A 15,007-nucleotide genomic window follows, 5' to 3' on the forward strand; every position below is an offset into this window, starting at 1 on the left:
CGCGGCGGCGCGGACGTCAGCGGTGACCCGACGACGGACGGGAGGCCCGGCACCAGCTGGTACCGGGCCTCCCGTCCGATCTTGGTCGCGCAGGTCGCGCACAGGCCGGGTCAGGCGGCGTCGTGGTCCGTCTGCAGGAAGTCGACCAGGCTGTCCGCGGTGGTCTCGGCGTCGTCGCCGGACACGGTCAGCGCGACCTCGTCGCCGTTCTCGACGCCGAGGCCGAGGAGGCCGAGGATGCTGCCGGCGTTGGCCGACTTCTCACCCTTGGTGATGGTGACCTGGTGACCGGACGCGGTGACGGTCTGGACGAACAGCGACGCGGGTCGTGCGTGCAGGCCGGACGCGCTGGCGACGGTGACGGTGCGGGTGGCTTCGGACATCGATGGGCTCCTGTCGATGGGTGGTGCGCTCATGGTAGCGAGCGCCTGGCGGGTGGTTCCCGGGGTTGGTGGGGCGCGGACGGGCCGGCGTGGTCGACGTCCCGTGGTCAGTCGCGCCCGGGCCAGAAGACCTCGGTGCCGGCGGCCTCGACCTCGCGCACCAGGTCCAGGTTGACGTCGGGGTCGGTGATGATCGTGTCGATCGCGGCGAGCGGAGCGACCCGACCGAACTCCTCGCGACCGAACTTGGTGTGGTCGGCGAGCAGGATGCTCCGGCGGGCGGACTTGATCATGGCGGACTTCACGGCGGCCTCGGCCATGTTGTGCGTCGTCAGCCCACGCTCCGGGGTGATCCCGTTGATGCTGACGAAGGCGACGTCGACGCTGACCATGCCGATGAGCTGGTGCGTCCACGTGCCGACGCCGGCGAGCGAATCGCTCCGGATGTTGCCGCCGAGCAGGTGCAGGTCGATGCCCGGGCGGTTGGCGACGGCCATCGCCACCGGCAGCGAGTGCGTGACGACGGTGAGACCGCGGTCGGTGGGCAGCATCTCGGCCAGGCAGATCGTCGACGTGCCGGCGTCGATCATCACGGAGCCGTTCTCCGGCAGCTCGGCGAGGGCCGCCTCGGCGATCACCATCTTCTCGGTCTGGTTGATGCCACCGCGGTCGCCGACGCCCGGGTGCAGGGTGATCCGCTCGACGGGGATCGCGCCGCCGTGGGCGCGACGGACGAGTCCGCGGCGCTCGAGGCTGGTCAGGTCGCGGCGGATGGTCTCCGGCGTGACGGCGAGCAGTTCGGCGAGGTCCTTGACGTCGACCCGGCCGTGGGCGCGCGCCTGTTCGACGATGCGCTGGTGGCGTTCTGGTGCGTACATCGGGCCTCATCTGGTCGAGCGGGTCGCTCGGGTCGGGCTGCGCGTCCGGTCGGGGACGGCCATGTGGAGCGGAACGGACATGCTCGGGCACGATCTGTCCGGGAGGCCCGGGGCGCCTGTGGACGGCAAACGCAAACGGGCATCTGTTTCTGCATTTTTATCCCCGGATGTGTTTGTTTGTCAACGCGGCGCGATGTATGGTGCTGCAGAGCCGTCCGGTCGCAGCACGCACCGGACGCAGCACCGCCCCCGAACCACCCACCGCTGCTGCGCGTGAGATGAAGGAGTCTCCCCATGTCCGATCTGCTCGGAACCGGCGTCGGCCGCGGCGTTGCCCACGGCCCCGTGCTCCGGATGGCGGACCCCCTGGGAACCCCTTCGACCGCCCCGCTCGAGGGTTCGGCCGACGACGCCAAGCAGGCCGTGCACACCGCGCTCGCCGCGGTGGCGGAGGACCTCAACAAGCGCGGACAGCTCGCCGGCGGCGACGCCCAGGCCGTGCTCGAGGCCCAGGCGCTGATGGCCCAGGACCCGACCCTCCTCGACGACGTGCACGTCCGCATCGACGGCGGCACCAACGCCGAGCGCGCCGTGCACGAGGCGTTCGCGCAGTTCCGTGACCTGCTCGTCGGCATGGGGGGCTACATGGGGGAGCGCGCAGCCGACCTCGACGACGTCGCCCAGCGCATCGTCGCGAAGCTCCGCGGCGTCCCCGCACCGGGCGTGCCCGAGTCGGAGACCCCCTTCGTGCTCGTCGCCCGCGACCTCGCCCCGGCGGACACCGCCCTGCTCGACCTCGACAAGGTCCTGGCCCTCGTCACCCGTGACGGCGGCCCGACCTCGCACACCGCGATCCTCGCCCGGGCCAAGGGCATCACCGCCATCGTCGGCGTGACCGGTGCCGACGACCTCGCCGAGGGCCAGCACGTGGTCGTCGACGCCGGTGCCGGCACCGTCGTGACCGAGCCGTCCGACGAGCTCGTCGCCGACGTCGAGCAGCGCATCGCCGAGCGCCGTGCCGCCGCTGCCGCGCCCCTGACCGCCGGCGCCCTCGCCGACGGCCACGTCGTCCCGCTGCTCGCGAACCTCGGCAGCCCGGCCGACGCGCAGGCCGCCGTCGACCTCGGCGCCGAGGGTGTCGGCCTGTTCCGCACCGAGTTCCTGTTCCTCGACTCGCCCACCGCCCCGACCGTCGCCTCGCAGCAGGCGTCGTACGAGCAGTTGCTCGCGGCGTTCCCCGGCAGGAAGGTCGTCGTCCGTGCGCTCGACGCCGGCGCCGACAAGCCGCTGCCCTTCCTCACCGACAAGGACGAGGAGAACCCGGCGCTCGGCCGTCGTGGACTCCGGGCGCTCCGGAACCACCCGCAGGTGCTCCGCGACCAGCTGACCGCCCTCGCACAGGCCGACGCCGCGACCGAGGCCGACCTCTGGGTGATGGCCCCGATGGTCGCCGACGCCGAGGAGACCGAGTACTTCGTCGACCTCGCTCGCGAACTCGGCATCCGCACCGCCGGTGTGATGGCCGAGGTGCCCTCCCTGGCGCTGATGGCCGAGCAGGTGTTCCAGTCCGCCGACTTCGTCTCGATCGGCACGAACGACCTGACCCAGTACACGATGGCGGCCGACCGGATGCTCGGCACCGTCGCGCACTACCAGGACCCGTGGCACCCCGCCGTCCTGCGCCTCGTCGCCCAGCTCGGCACGGCGGGGGCGGACGCGGGCAAGGCGGTCGGCATCTGCGGCGAGGCCGCGGCCGACCCGCTGCTCGCCGTCGTCCTCGTCGGCCTCGGCGCCACCACGCTCTCCATGACCCCCGCGGCCCTCGCCGACGTGCGCGCCGAACTCGGCAAGCACACCCTCGACGAAGCCCGCGGGATGGCCCAGGCAGCACTCGCCGCGAGCACGGCAGCGGCCGCCAAGTCCGCTGCCGCCGCGGCGCACGCCGTCTGAGCCCGCACCTCGCCCCATCCCACAGCACCACACCCGATCCCTGCAGCAGCACCACACACAGAGAGTCAACGCACATGACAACGTCGTCCGTTGCAGCGCCAGACACCCGCGACAAGTCGCGGGGTGGCGCTCGCGTCGCCGTCCAGAAGTTCGGCACGTTCCTGTCCGGCATGGTGATGCCCAACATCGCGATCTTCATCGCGTGGGGCCTCATCACCGCCTTCTTCATCGAGACCGGTTGGACGCCCGTGGGCGTCCTCGGTGGTTTCGGTGAGACGAACGGCGTGGCCAACATCGGCCTCGTCGGCCCGATCCTCACCTACCTCATCCCGCTCGCGATCGCCTTCCAGGGCGGCCGGATGGTCTACGAGACCCGCGGCGCCGTCGTCGGTTCCGTGATGGCCATGGGCGTCATCATCGGCGCCAACGGCACGATCATGATCCTCGGCGCGATGATCTGTGGTCCGCTCGGTGCGTACCTCATCAAGCAGATCGACAAGATCTGGGACGGCAAGATCAAGCCCGGCTTCGAGATGCTCGTCAACAACTACGCGGCCGGCATCCTCGGCTTCGTGCTCGCGCTGATCGGCTTCTTCTGGCTGGCCCCGCTGTTCAAGCTCATCGCCGAGGGCCTCGGCGCCGCGGTGAAGTTCCTCGTCGACAGCTCGCTGCTGCCGCTCGCCAGCGTCATCATCGAGCCGGCGAAGGTCTTCTTCCTCAACAACGCGATCAACCACGGCGTGCTCGACCAGCTCGGTGCGCAGCAGGTCCAGGAGTCCGGCAAGTCGATCCTGTTCCTCCTCGAGGCGAACCCCGGCCCCGGTCTCGGCATCCTGCTCGCCTTCACCTTCTTCGGTGTCGGCATCGCCCGCTCGACCGCTCCCGGCGCGATCCTCATCCAGTTCTTCGGTGGCATCCACGAGATCTACTTCCCGTACGTGCTGCAGAAGCCGATCCTCTTCGTCGCCGTCATCCTCGGCGGTGCGACCGGTGTCGCCACGAACGTCGCCTTCCAGTCCGGCCTCGTCGCCCCGGCGTCGCCCGGGTCGATCATCGCGGTCCTGACCGCGACGGCGAAGGACAGCTACGTCGGTGTCATCCTGTCCGTCGTCCTGTCGGCTGCCGTGTCCTTCGCGGTGGCGTCGTTCTTCCTGATCGCCAGCCGCAAGCGTGACCTGGCCTCCGGCAACGGCGGCGACATGAGCGCCGCGATGGCGAAGCTCCAGCAGAACAAGGGCCGCGACGTCAACGCCGCGACCTCGGGCCTGCTCGGCACCAACTCCCCGGCCAACGAGGAAGAGGCCGAGGCCTCCCTCGGGGGCGTCGGCTCCGCCAGCACGGCCACGGCGACGCGCGTCGAGAACGTCGTCTTCGCCTGCGACGCCGGCATGGGCTCGAGCGCCATGGGTGCGAGTGTCCTGCGGAACAAGATCAAGAAGGCTGGTATCGAGGGTGTCACGGTCGTGAACAAGGCGATCGCGAACCTCTCGGGTGACGAGGACCTCATCATCACCCAGGAGGAGCTCACGGACCGCGCGAAGCAGAAGAACCCGAACGCACAGCACGTGTCGGTCGGCAACTTCATGAACGCGCCGCAGTACGACCAGGTCGTCGACCAGCTCAAGAACCAGTAAGACAAGAGCACGATGGGGGAGGGGACGGGCGACCGTCCCCTCTTCCGCCGTCCACCACGAACAAGGAGAACCGTATGCCCGTCCTGCAGGAGAGCCAGATCCGCATCCACACCGAGGACGCTGCGCCGACCAAGTCGGAGGCGATGAAGGAGGCGGCTGCGATCCTCCAGGAGGTCGGCGCGGTCACCGCGGACTACTACCCCGCCATGCTCGAGCGCGAGAAGAGCGTCTCGACCTACATGGGCAACTACCTGGCGATCCCGCACGGCACGAACGACGCGAAGGACGCCATCAAGGCCTCTGCGCTGTCGTTCGTCCGCTACGCCACCCCGATCGACTGGGACGGCAACGACGTCCGCTTCGTCGTCGGCATCGCCGGCGTGAACAACGAGCACCTCGACATCCTCAGCAAGATCGCGATCGTGTTCTCCGACGAGGACCAGGTCCAGGCACTGACGGATGCCCCCGACGCGGCCGCGATCCTCGCGATCCTCGGCGAGGTCAACGAGTGAGCACCGCCGTCCACTTCGGTGCGGGCAACATCGGCCGCGGTTTCGTCGGTCTGCTGCTCCACCAGGCCGGGTACGAGGTCGTCTTCGCCGACGTCGCCGCTCCGCTGATCGACGCCCTGGCCGCCGCCGACTCGTACACCGTGCACGAGGTCGGCGCGGGCGCCCAGGACCACGTCGTCACCGGGTTCCGCGCCGTGAACAGCGCACAGGACGAGGCCGGTGTCGTCGCCGAGATCGCGACCGCCGACGTCGTCACCTGCGCCGTCGGCCCGACGGTCCTGAAGTTCATCGCCCCCGTCATCGCGAGGGGGCTGCAGGAGCGCTCCGTCGACGCCGCGCCGCTCGCCGTGATGGCATGCGAGAACGCGATCAACGCCACCGACCGCCTCCGCGAGTTCATCGTCGACGCGTTGCCGGAGGACGAGCGGGCCGATGCCCTGGCGAAGGCCGTCTTCGCGAACACCGCCGTGGACCGCATCGTCCCGGCGCAGGCTCCGGGGGGCGGGCTCGACGTCACCGTCGAGACCTACTTCGAATGGGCCATCGACCGCACGCCCTTCCACGGTGCCGAGCCGGAGCTGCCGGGCGCGCACTACGTCGACGGCCTCGCCGCGTCGATCGAGCGCAAGCTCTTCACGGTGAACACCGGGCACGCCACCGTCGCGTACCACGGGTTCCTCGCCGGTGCGGACCGGATCTCCGACGCCGTCGCGATGCCCGCGGTCCGTTCGGCGCTCGAGGCCGTGCTCGCCGAGACGAGCGACCTGCTCGTCCGTCGACACGAGCTCGACCCCGAGGTGCACCGGGCCTACGTGGAGGCCATCATCGGCCGCTTCGAGAACCCGCACCTGCCGGACACCGTCTCGCGCGTCGGCCGCCAGCCGCTGCGCAAGCTCTCCCGCGACGAGCGGTTCGTGTCGCCGGCCGCCGCCCTCGCCGAGAACGGCACCGAGCCGACCGCGCTCCTCGACGCGATGGGTGCCGCACTCCGGTTCGACGTCGCGGACGACGAGCAGAGCGTCGAGTTGCAGGCGCTGCTGCACTCGGACCGATCGGACGCCGACATCGCCTCCGAGATCACCGGCCTCGGTGGCGAGCACCCGCTGCACGCCTCGTTCACGGGCCGGGTCGGCGCCGCCCGCGCCTGACGGGCGTCATCTGACCCGACGGGAGGCCCGGTACCAGCTGGTACCGGGCCTCCCGTCGCGTCTCGGTGCGGGTCCACCGCACGCTCGACGACGCCGCCATGCCCGCGAGTACCGTCGCGGACATGACGAAGCAGTGGGTGGCACCGCGTCCGGGCGGCAGTGACGTGTTCGAACTGGTCGACGTCGAGGTGCCGGCCCCGGGCCCCGGCGAGGTGACCGTCCGCGTCCGGGCCGCCGGGATGAACCCCGCCGACGCGAAGCACACGCAGCGGGGCGACCCGTCCGACTTCCCCGTGCCGATCGGGTACGAGGTCGCCGGCGTCGTCAGTGCCGTCGGACCCGACACGACGATCGCGTCCGGCCCGGTCACCGTCGGGGACGAGGTCCTGGCGTTCCGGGTCCGCGGTGGCTGGACCGAGGAGCTCACGCTGCCCGCGGCGGACGTGTTCGCCAAGCCGCCGTCGCTCGGGTTCCCGGAGGCCGCGAACCTGCTGCTCGCGGGCACGACGGCGGCGGACCTCATCCGCGTCACGGGCGTGCAGGCGGGCGACACGGTGCTCGTGCACGGCGCCTCCGGGGCGGTCGGGGTCAGCCTGCTCCAGCAGCTCCGTGCGCTCGGCGCACGAGCGATCGGCACCGCCTCCGAGGCGAACGCCGACACCGTCCGCGGACACGGTGGTACGTGGGTCGCGTACGGGGACGGACTGGAGGCCCGCGTCCGTGACCTCGCCGCCTCCGGTGTCGACGTGGCCCTGGACTGCGTCGGGTCGGACGAAGCCGTCGACGTCTCGTCGTCCCTGGTGACGGACCGCAGTCGCATCGCGACCATCGCCGCCTTCGGGCGCGCGGAGGAGGCCGGCATCACCGCGATCGGCGGAGCCCAGCCCGACAGCGCCGCGTTCCGGGACTCGGTGCGGGCGCGCCTCATCGACCTGGCCGGACGCGGCGAGCTCGTCGTGCCGGTCGCCCGGACCTTCCCGCTCGCCGAGGCTCGGGCGGCCCTCGAGCTGCTCGAGTCGGGGCACCCCGGCGGGAAGCTGGCGCTGCTGCCCTGAGCCCTGCGCCCTGAGCGGTGTCGACGCGGGCAGGTGCTGCGCCGGTGTCGTGGGCGTGTGCCGTCGCGGCGCTGCTGTCCTGACGGAGCCGGGGCTGGCACACTAGGTCCAGCGCGCGGGGTCAGTGTGCGGGGGAGCAGGACGGCGGGGCACGGGTCCCGGCGGTCGGCACCATCGCCCGGATCGCCGCGGGTACACCGACCCCGCACCCCGGAAGGAACCGCCGTGAGCGACCAGTACCCCCAGGACCCGTACGCCAAGCGTCCGGGTGACGAGCCCGACCTGTCGCAGGGGTCGCCGTACGGGCAGCAGCCGCCGGCGCAGTCGCCGTACGGGCAGCAGCCCTCCGGACAGCCGACGCAGCAGCCGCCGTACGGCCAGCAGGCCCCGTACGCGCAGCCCGGGCAGTACGGGCAGCAGTCGCCGTACGGGCAGCCCGCGCAGCCGGGTCAGCCGGGTCAGCCGGGCCAGTACGGTCAGCAGCCGGGGCAGTTCGCCCAGCCGCAGTCGTACGGGCAGCAGCCGGTGGCGCAGGGCGAACCCCCGCTCTGGGCGCCCTGGTACGGCATCCCGTTCCCGAAGGCCTTCACGCGCTTCTGGAAGAAGTACGTGCGCTTCGACGGTCGCGCCAGCCGCAGCGAGTTCTGGTTCTGGGCGCTCTGGTGGGCGATCGGCAACATCGTCACGAACCTGATCGACACCGTCATCGGCGGCAGCGACTCGAACGTGGTCGGCGGACTCTGGGCGCTCGCGACCCTCGTCGGGTTCATCGCGCTCACCGTGCGCCGCCTGCACGACGTGAACTTCTCGGGCCTCCTGGCGCTGCTGTTCATCATCCCGCCGATCGGTGTGCTCTTCGCCATCGTGATCGGCTGCATCCCGTCCGTCCGGGAGGGTGCCCGCTTCGACCAGCCGAACCGCGGCTGATCGACGTCTCACGGCGGCCCTGCCACGTGGTCGGGTCGCCGTGGTGACCCGTGGGGCTGCCCCTCGGTCGGGGGTCGTCACGTTCCCCCCGGTGTAGACCGTTCCTGGTTGACTCAGAGCCGAGCACCACTCGACACCAGGGGAGACACCGTGAGCGACAACCCGCAGCAGCCGTACGGCAAGCCGGACGACCAGCAGCCGTACGGGCAGCAGAACCCGTACGGACAGCAGCAGCAGGGACAGCAGTACGGCCAGCAGGGCCAGCAGCAGTACGGGCAGCAGCAGTACGGCCAGCAGGGCCAGTACGGCCAGCAGCCGCAGGGCTACGGTCAGGCCGTCCAGACCGGGCCGAACGGTGAGCCGCCGCTGTGGGCGCCGTGGTACGGCATCTCGTTCCCGAACGCGGTCAAGCGGTTCTTCAAGAAGTACGTCCGGTTCGACGGCCGCGCCAGTCGGAGCGAGTTCTGGTGGTGGTCCCTCGCCAGCTTCATCGTCTTCGCCGTGCTCTGGACCTTGGTCGGCGTCGGGTTCGCGATGTCCGAGCGGCAGACCGTCAGTACCGGGTACAGCGTCACGTCGGTGATGACCTCGCCGTCGCCGCTCTACCTCATCGCCTACTCGATCGTGGGCCTCTTCTGGCTCGCGATCCTGCTGCCGACGCTCGCGCTGGCGTGGCGACGACTGCACGACGGGAACTTCGCCGGGCCGTTCTACCTGCTCGTCCTCATCCCGTTCGTCGGGCCGATCATCGTGCTCGTGCTGTTCCTCATGCCCTCGAAGCCCGAGGGCCAGCGGTTCGACCGCCCCGAGCGCGGCTGACGCACCACACCACGACGAAGCCCTCCTGCCCCGGTCGGGGAGGAGGGCTTCGTCGCGGGACGGAACGGATTGACGACTCAGACCACGCGGACGCGGGCCAGCGATCCGTCGACGACCAGGTCGCGGACGGTCGAGGTAGGGTTCGCGATCTCGAACCGGAGCGCACCACCCGGCTGGTCGAACCACGGCCGCACGAACCGGACGGTGACGAGGAACGGTCGCTCGACGACGTACCGGTGCACCTCGGGGGAGGCGGCCGTGTGCGGCGGCAGCGATCGTGCCGGCAGCGGCGTCTCGAGCGGGTGCAGGAGGTAGCCGTCCGGTCCGCCGATGCGGTCCACGGGCACACCGGCCGGGATCTGGATCGTCAGTCCGGCGTCACCGGTCGCGGCGACCTGCTGCGCCAGCTGCGGGTAGGTCGACGCCGACCGGTCCCGCATCTGGTCGAGGTCGCTGCGACGGATGTCGCGCGCGTCCGGGAACGGCCGGTTCAGGAAGCGCCGGAGCATCTCGACCGCGTCGGCCTCGTTGCCGGCCGTGGCCAGGCGACGGGCGGTGCCGTAGTCGACGACCTCGAGCGCGAAGGAGCCGGCGTCGACCGGGACGATGCGCAGTGCACCCTCCACCGGCGGCTCGTGGAGCGTCTCGCCGGGGAGCTGCACGTACCGGACCGTGTAGCCGAGCTGATCCAGGATGGGGCGGGTGTCCGCGAACGTCATGAGCGGGAGCCTAGCGCGCCCGCCCATGACGTTCCTGTCGGCATCGGCGTGCTACGCCCGGCCGCGCATGACGGCCTGCTTGACCTCGGAGATCGCCTTCGTCACCTGGATACCGCGGGGGCAGGCGTCGGTGCAGTTGAAGGTCGTGCGGCAGCGCCAGACGCCTTCCTTGTCGTTGAGGATGTCCAGGCGCACGTCGGCCGCGTCGTCGCGGGAGTCGAAGATGAAGCGGTGCGCGTTGACGATCGCCGCCGGGCCGAAGTACTGGCCGTCGGTCCAGAACACCGGGCACGAGGACGTGCACGCGGCGCAGAGGATGCACTTGGTGGTGTCGTCGAAGCGGGCACGGTCGGCCACCGACTGGATGCGCTCCTTGCCCTTCTCCGGCGCCGACTTCGGCTGCAGGAACGGCTGCACCTCCCGGAACGACTTGAAGAAGGGCTCCATGTCGACGATGAGGTCCTTCTCGAGCGGCAGGCCCTTGATCGCCTCGACGTAGATCGGCTTCGAGATGTCGAGGTCCTTGATCAGCGTCTTGCACGCCAGGCGGTTGCGGCCGTTGATGCGCATCGCGTCGGAGCCGCACACGCCGTGGGCGCAGGAACGTCGGAAGGTCAGGGACCCGTCCTGCTCCCACTTGATCTTGTGCAGCGCGTCCAGGATGCGGTCGGTCGGCAGCATCATGACGTCGAAGTCCTGCCAGCGCGGCTCGTCGTCCACGTCCGGCTCGAACCGGCGGACGATCACCGTGACGGAGAACGATCCGGGAGGGGCGTCCTGCACGGTGTCGGTGCGGGGCGCGTCGGAGACCAGGGTGTCGGTCATCTCAGTACTTCCTCTCCATCGGCTGGTACCGGGTGATCACGACCGGCTTCCAGTCGAGCGTGATGTGGTCGTCGGCGAGGGACGAGTGCGGGTCGCCCGTCAGGTACGCCATGGTGTGCTGCATGTAGTTCTCGTCGTCGCGCTTCGGGTAGTCGTCGCGCATGTGGCCGCCGCGGGACTCCTTGCGGTTCCGTGCCGAGTACACGACGACCTCGGCCAGGTCGAGCAGGAACCCGAGCTCGACCGCTTCGAGCAGGTCGGTGTTGAACCGCTTGCCCTTGTCCTGCACCGAGACCTGCATGAAGCGGTTCCGGAGCGTGTGGATGGTCTCCGTCACGCGGGCGAGGGACTCGTCGGTGCGGAACACCTGCGCGTTCTTGTCCATCTCCTCCTGCAGCTCCTTGCGGAGCACGGAGACCCGTTCGGTCCCGGTGGAGGCCCGGAGCTGCTCGAGCATGCCGCGCACGTTCGCCGCGGGGTCCTCGGGCAGCGGCAGGAACTCGGCCGTCTGCACGTACTCGGCGGCGTTGTTGCCCGAGCGCTTGCCGAACACGTTGATGTCGAGCAGTGAGTTCGTCCCGAGACGGTTCGAGCCGTGCACCGAGACGCAGGCGCACTCGCCGGCGGCGTAGAGACCCGGGACGACGGTGTCGTTGTCCGAGAGGACCTCGGCCTTGACGTTGGTCGGGATGCCGCCCATCGCGTAGTGCGCGGTCGGCATCACCGGCACCGGCTCGACGACCGGGTCGACGCCCAGGTAGGTGCGGGCGAACTCGGTGATGTCGGGCAGCTTCGTCTCGAGCACCTCGGCACCGAGGTGCGTGCAGTCGAGCAGCACGTAGTCCTTGTTCGGACCGGCGCCGCGTCCCTCGGCGACCTCCTGCACCATGCAGCGGGCGACGATGTCGCGCGGCGCGAGGTCCTTGATGGTCGGGGCGTAGCGCTCCATGAACCGTTCTCCCGAGGCGTTGCGGAGGATCGCGCCCTCACCACGGGCGCCCTCGGTCAGCAGGATGCCGAGGCCCGCGAGCCCGGTCGGGTGGAACTGGAAGAACTCCATGTCCTCGAGCGGCAGCCCGGTCCGCCAGACGATGCCGACACCGTCACCGGTGAGCGTGTGTGCGTTCGAGGTGGTCTTGTACATCTTGCCGAAGCCACCGGTCGCGAAGACCATCGCCTTCGCGTGGAACACGTGCAGCTCGCCGGTCGAGAGCTCGAAAGCGACCACGCCGGCCGGCTGCTTGCGGGTGACGCCGTCGTCGCCCACCACGTCGACCATGATGAGGTCGAGCGCGTAGAACTCGTTGAAGAAGTTGACCCCGAGCTTCACGCAGTTCTGGAACAGGGTCTGCAGGATCATGTGGCCGGTGCGGTCGGCCGCGTAGCAGGCACGGCGGACCGGGGCCTTGCCGTGGTCTCGGGTGTGGCCACCGAACCGTCGCTGGTCGATCTTGCCCTCGGGCGTCCGGTTGAACGGCAGGCCCATGTTCTCGAGGTCGATGACCGCGTCGATGGCCTCCTTCGCCAGGATCTCGGCGGCGTCCTGGTCGACCAGGTAGTCGCCGCCCTTGATGGTGTCGAAGGTGTGCCACTCCCACGAGTCCTCTTCGACGTTCGCGAGGGCGGCCGCCATGCCGCCCTGCGCCGCTCCGGTGTGGGAGCGCGTCGGGTACAGCTTCGAGATGACGGCGGTGTTCGCCTTCGGACCGGCTTCGATGGCGGCCCGCATGCCGGCGCCTCCTGCGCCGATGATGACGATGTCGAACTGGTGGTGGTGCACGGTGATGTCGGTCACAGGGGTCTTTCGATCAGGAGGTGGAGCGTGCGGGGCGTCGGCGGGTGCGGTACGACGTCTACTGCGCGGGGCAGAAGGACGGCAGGTCCGCAGCGGCAGCGCCGGCGGGGCACGGGTCGAACGTCCAGCACACGAGCGTGCCGAGGACGATGAGGAGGACACACGCGACGAGCACGGCGCCGAGCAGGGTCTTGCGGACCCCGGCCTTGCCGACGTAGTCGTTGATGATCGTGCGCATGCCGTTCGAGCCGTGGATCAGCGCGAGCCAGAGCATCAGCGTGTCCCAGATCCGCCAGAACGGGCTCGCCCACTTGCCGGCGACGAAGGCGAAGTCGATCTGCTTGACGCCTTCGCCGGCGACCATGTTCACGAAGAGGTGGCCGAAGATGAGGACGACGAGCAGCACGCCCGAGGCCCGCATGTAGATCCAGCCCCACTTCTCCCAGTTGGTGGTGCGGCGGGCGGCGTCGGCGCTGCGGGGCCGTGCGACGGTCTCGGTGGTCATGACAGCCCTCGGTTCAGTTGAAGTCGGCGACGAGGTTCATGAGCTGGCGCGGCAGGAAGCCCGCGATCGCCACTGCCCAGAGCACGAGGACGACCCAGAACATGGCGCGCTGGTACTTCGGCCCCTTCGACCAGAAGTCGATGAGGATGATCCGCAGCCCGTTGAACGCGTGGAACACGATGGCGGCGACGAGGGCGATCTCGCCGAGGTTCATCAGCGGCGTCTTGTACGTGCCGATGACGGCGTTGTAGGCCTCGGGCGAGAGCCGGACCAGTGCCGTGTCGAGGATGTGCACGAGCAGGAAGAAGTAGATGGCGACGCCGGTGATCCGGTGCAGCACCCACGACCACATCCCGATCGAGCCGCGGTAGAGCGTGCCCTGCGGCGCGCGCGTCCGAGGTGCGTCGATCGACGTACCGTCGATGGTCACCTGCGGGGTGGCTGTCGCCGTCCCGCCTGCGGTCTGCTCGGCCATGAGCTCGCCTTCCCGTAGGGCCGGCGCACCGATCGGCGCGCCGTTGCCGTCGTGTTCGTGTGGAACGACACCATCCTACGTCCGGGCACCGACGTTCTCGTGCCACCCGGTGCGGGCGGTGCGGGGCACGGCCGGCGGAGCGCCGATCGTCCGCGCCGTCTCGTGGTGGGCGAGCAACTCGTCACCGACCGACTCCCACGTCGTGCCCTCGACCCGCAGTCGACCCGCGGAGCCCATCCGCTCGGCGAGTGCCCGGTCGGCGTGCAACCGCGCCACGGCCGCGCGGAGAGACAGCGCCGCTGCCGGGTCGTACAGCTCGCCGTCCAGACCCGGCGACACCAGGTCGAGCGGTCCGCCGGCGGCCGGGGCCACCACCGGCAGGCCGGCCGCGTGGGCCTCCTGCAGGGTCTGCCCGAACGTCTCGGCGGCCCCGGTGTGCACGAACACGTCGAGCATCGCGTACGCGTCCGCCAGCGCATCGCCGCGCAGCGGACCGGTGAAGGTCACGTCCAGGTGGCGCAGGCGCCGCTCGAGCAGCGCCCGGGAGGGACCCCCTCCTGCGACCACGACCCGGATGCCCGGCATGCCGCCGAGCTCCGCGAGCCGTTCGACCTCCTTCTCCGGTGCCAGCCGACCCACGTAGCCGACGACGGTCTCCCCGTTCGGGGCGATCCGCCGGCGCAGGGCCCGGACGTGGGCGGAGGAGCGACGGTCCGGGTGGAAGAGGGCCGTGTCCACACCACGACCCCAGCGGGCCACCCGTGGGACGCCCGCTTCCGCGAGCATCGCGGCCGTCGCCGAGGACGGCGCCAGCGTCAGCGACGCTCCCGCGTGGATGCGCCCGAGGACCCGGCGGACCAGCGGGGCCGCTGCGGACAGGCCGTTCCGTTGTGCGAACCCGGCCACGTCGGTCTGGAAGACGGCGACGGAGGGGATGCCGAGCCTCCCGGCCGCCGTGATCGCGCGCCCACCCAACAGGAAGGGGCTGGCGGCGTGCAGCACGTCGGCGCCAGACGCGGCGAGGATCGTGTCGAGGACCGGGTGCGGGAGCGCGACCGGGAACTGCCGGTACGCGACCGCGGGGATCCGGTGCACGTCGAAGCCCAGGTGCCGCTCCTGCTCGGAGCGCGACCGCCAGGCCGCCAGGCCGGGGGTGTCCGGGGCGATGACGACGGCCCGGTGGCCGCGACGTCGCAGGTGTTCGAGCACCGCGAGGACGCTCGTGGTGACGCCGTTGAGGGTGGGCAGGAAGCTCTCGGTCACGACGGCGACGGTCCTGGGGGACTCGTCGCCTCGCTCCACGCTGCGTGCGTTCATGGCACGGCCCATGCTCACGCCGACGCGTGGACGACCGGGGGGTGCGACGTGAACGCGGTGCGCGC

15 protein-coding genes are annotated in these 15,007 nt (G+C 70.6%); 7 read left to right on the plus strand and 8 right to left on the minus strand.

Annotation, left to right across the window (positions count from 1 at the left end; translation table 11 throughout):
• Window positions 1–110 precede the first annotated feature (110 nt).
• Together DEJ31_RS10360 and DEJ31_RS10365 are read right to left on the minus strand one after the other, a co-directional pair.
• The gene (locus tag DEJ31_RS10360; protein ID WP_110902694.1) at window positions 111–383 is read right to left on the minus strand and encodes an HPr family phosphocarrier protein; all 273 of its coding nucleotides are present in this window, start codon (window positions 381–383) and stop codon (window positions 111–113) included.
• A 107-nt stretch (window positions 384–490) separates the two neighbouring features.
• A complete protein-coding gene (locus tag DEJ31_RS10365; protein ID WP_111078243.1) occupies window positions 491–1,261 on the minus strand; it encodes a DeoR/GlpR family DNA-binding transcription regulator in 771 nt (256 codons plus the stop codon).
• Window positions 1,262–1,555: 294 nt separating this feature from the next.
• Here DEJ31_RS10365 and ptsP point away from each other — a divergent pair, with 294 nt between their 5' ends.
• From ptsP to DEJ31_RS10400, 7 genes are all read left to right on the plus strand, one after another.
• Window positions 1,556–3,211 carry a phosphoenolpyruvate--protein phosphotransferase gene (ptsP, locus tag DEJ31_RS10370; RefSeq protein ID WP_111121800.1) on the plus strand — a complete coding sequence of 552 codons (1,656 nt, stop codon included), beginning with the start codon at window positions 1,556–1,558 and terminating at the stop codon, window positions 3,209–3,211.
• A gap of 74 nt (window positions 3,212–3,285) precedes the next feature.
• On the plus strand, window positions 3,286–4,845 hold the full coding sequence (locus tag DEJ31_RS10375; protein WP_181421476.1) for a PTS mannitol transporter subunit IICB: 1,560 nt from the start codon (window positions 3,286–3,288) through the stop codon (window positions 4,843–4,845).
• Window positions 4,846–4,919: 74 nt separating this feature from the next.
• Window positions 4,920–5,357 carry a PTS sugar transporter subunit IIA gene (locus DEJ31_RS10380; protein ID WP_111078241.1) on the plus strand — a complete coding sequence of 146 codons (438 nt, stop codon included), beginning with the start codon at window positions 4,920–4,922 and terminating at the stop codon, window positions 5,355–5,357.
• A complete protein-coding gene (locus DEJ31_RS10385; RefSeq protein WP_111121801.1) occupies window positions 5,354–6,505 on the plus strand; it encodes a mannitol-1-phosphate 5-dehydrogenase in 1,152 nt (383 codons plus the stop codon). Before DEJ31_RS10380 ends, DEJ31_RS10385 begins: the two co-directional genes overlap by 4 nt.
• 122 nt (window positions 6,506–6,627) lie before the next feature.
• Window positions 6,628–7,560 (plus strand): NADP-dependent oxidoreductase, encoded by a 933-nt coding sequence (locus DEJ31_RS10390; protein ID WP_111121837.1) that lies wholly within the window; start codon window positions 6,628–6,630, stop codon window positions 7,558–7,560.
• 225 nt (window positions 7,561–7,785) lie between these two features.
• Entirely contained in the window at window positions 7,786–8,487 is a 702-nt protein-coding gene (locus tag DEJ31_RS17605; protein WP_258366261.1) for a DUF805 domain-containing protein, read from the plus strand.
• Between the two features lie 150 nt (window positions 8,488–8,637).
• Window positions 8,638–9,306 carry a DUF805 domain-containing protein gene (locus DEJ31_RS10400; protein WP_309147277.1) on the plus strand — a complete coding sequence of 223 codons (669 nt, stop codon included), beginning with the start codon at window positions 8,638–8,640 and terminating at the stop codon, window positions 9,304–9,306.
• Window positions 9,307–9,383: 77 nt separating this feature from the next.
• Here DEJ31_RS10400 and DEJ31_RS10405 read toward each other — a convergent pair whose 3' ends face one another.
• The 6 genes from DEJ31_RS10405 to DEJ31_RS10430 form a co-directional block, all read right to left on the minus strand.
• The gene (locus DEJ31_RS10405; RefSeq protein WP_181432895.1) at window positions 9,384–10,025 is read right to left on the minus strand and encodes a TNT domain-containing protein; all 642 of its coding nucleotides are present in this window, start codon (window positions 10,023–10,025) and stop codon (window positions 9,384–9,386) included.
• A gap of 51 nt (window positions 10,026–10,076) precedes the next feature.
• Window positions 10,077–10,850 carry a succinate dehydrogenase iron-sulfur subunit gene (locus DEJ31_RS10410; protein WP_111121803.1) on the minus strand — a complete coding sequence of 258 codons (774 nt, stop codon included), beginning with the start codon at window positions 10,848–10,850 and terminating at the stop codon, window positions 10,077–10,079.
• Window position 10,851: 1 nt separating this feature from the next.
• Window positions 10,852–12,645, minus strand: a complete 1,794-nt coding sequence (gene sdhA, locus DEJ31_RS10415; protein ID WP_111044343.1) for a succinate dehydrogenase flavoprotein subunit — start codon at window positions 12,643–12,645, stop codon at window positions 10,852–10,854.
• A gap of 58 nt (window positions 12,646–12,703) precedes the next feature.
• A complete protein-coding gene (gene sdhD / locus DEJ31_RS10420) occupies window positions 12,704–13,150 on the minus strand; it encodes a succinate dehydrogenase, hydrophobic membrane anchor protein (protein ID WP_110902703.1) in 447 nt (148 codons plus the stop codon).
• Window positions 13,151–13,163: 13 nt separating this feature from the next.
• Entirely contained in the window at window positions 13,164–13,625 is a 462-nt protein-coding gene (gene sdhC, locus DEJ31_RS10425; protein ID WP_110902704.1) for a succinate dehydrogenase, cytochrome b556 subunit, read from the minus strand.
• 75 nt (window positions 13,626–13,700) lie between these two features.
• A complete protein-coding gene (locus DEJ31_RS10430) occupies window positions 13,701–14,942 on the minus strand; it encodes a glycosyltransferase family 1 protein (protein WP_258366262.1) in 1,242 nt (413 codons plus the stop codon).
• Window positions 14,943–15,007: the final 65 nt, after the last annotated feature.

Origin of the sequence: Curtobacterium sp. MCPF17_031, from assembly GCF_003234035.1 — a bacterium.
GTDB lineage: Bacteria > Actinomycetota > Actinomycetes > Actinomycetales > Microbacteriaceae > Curtobacterium.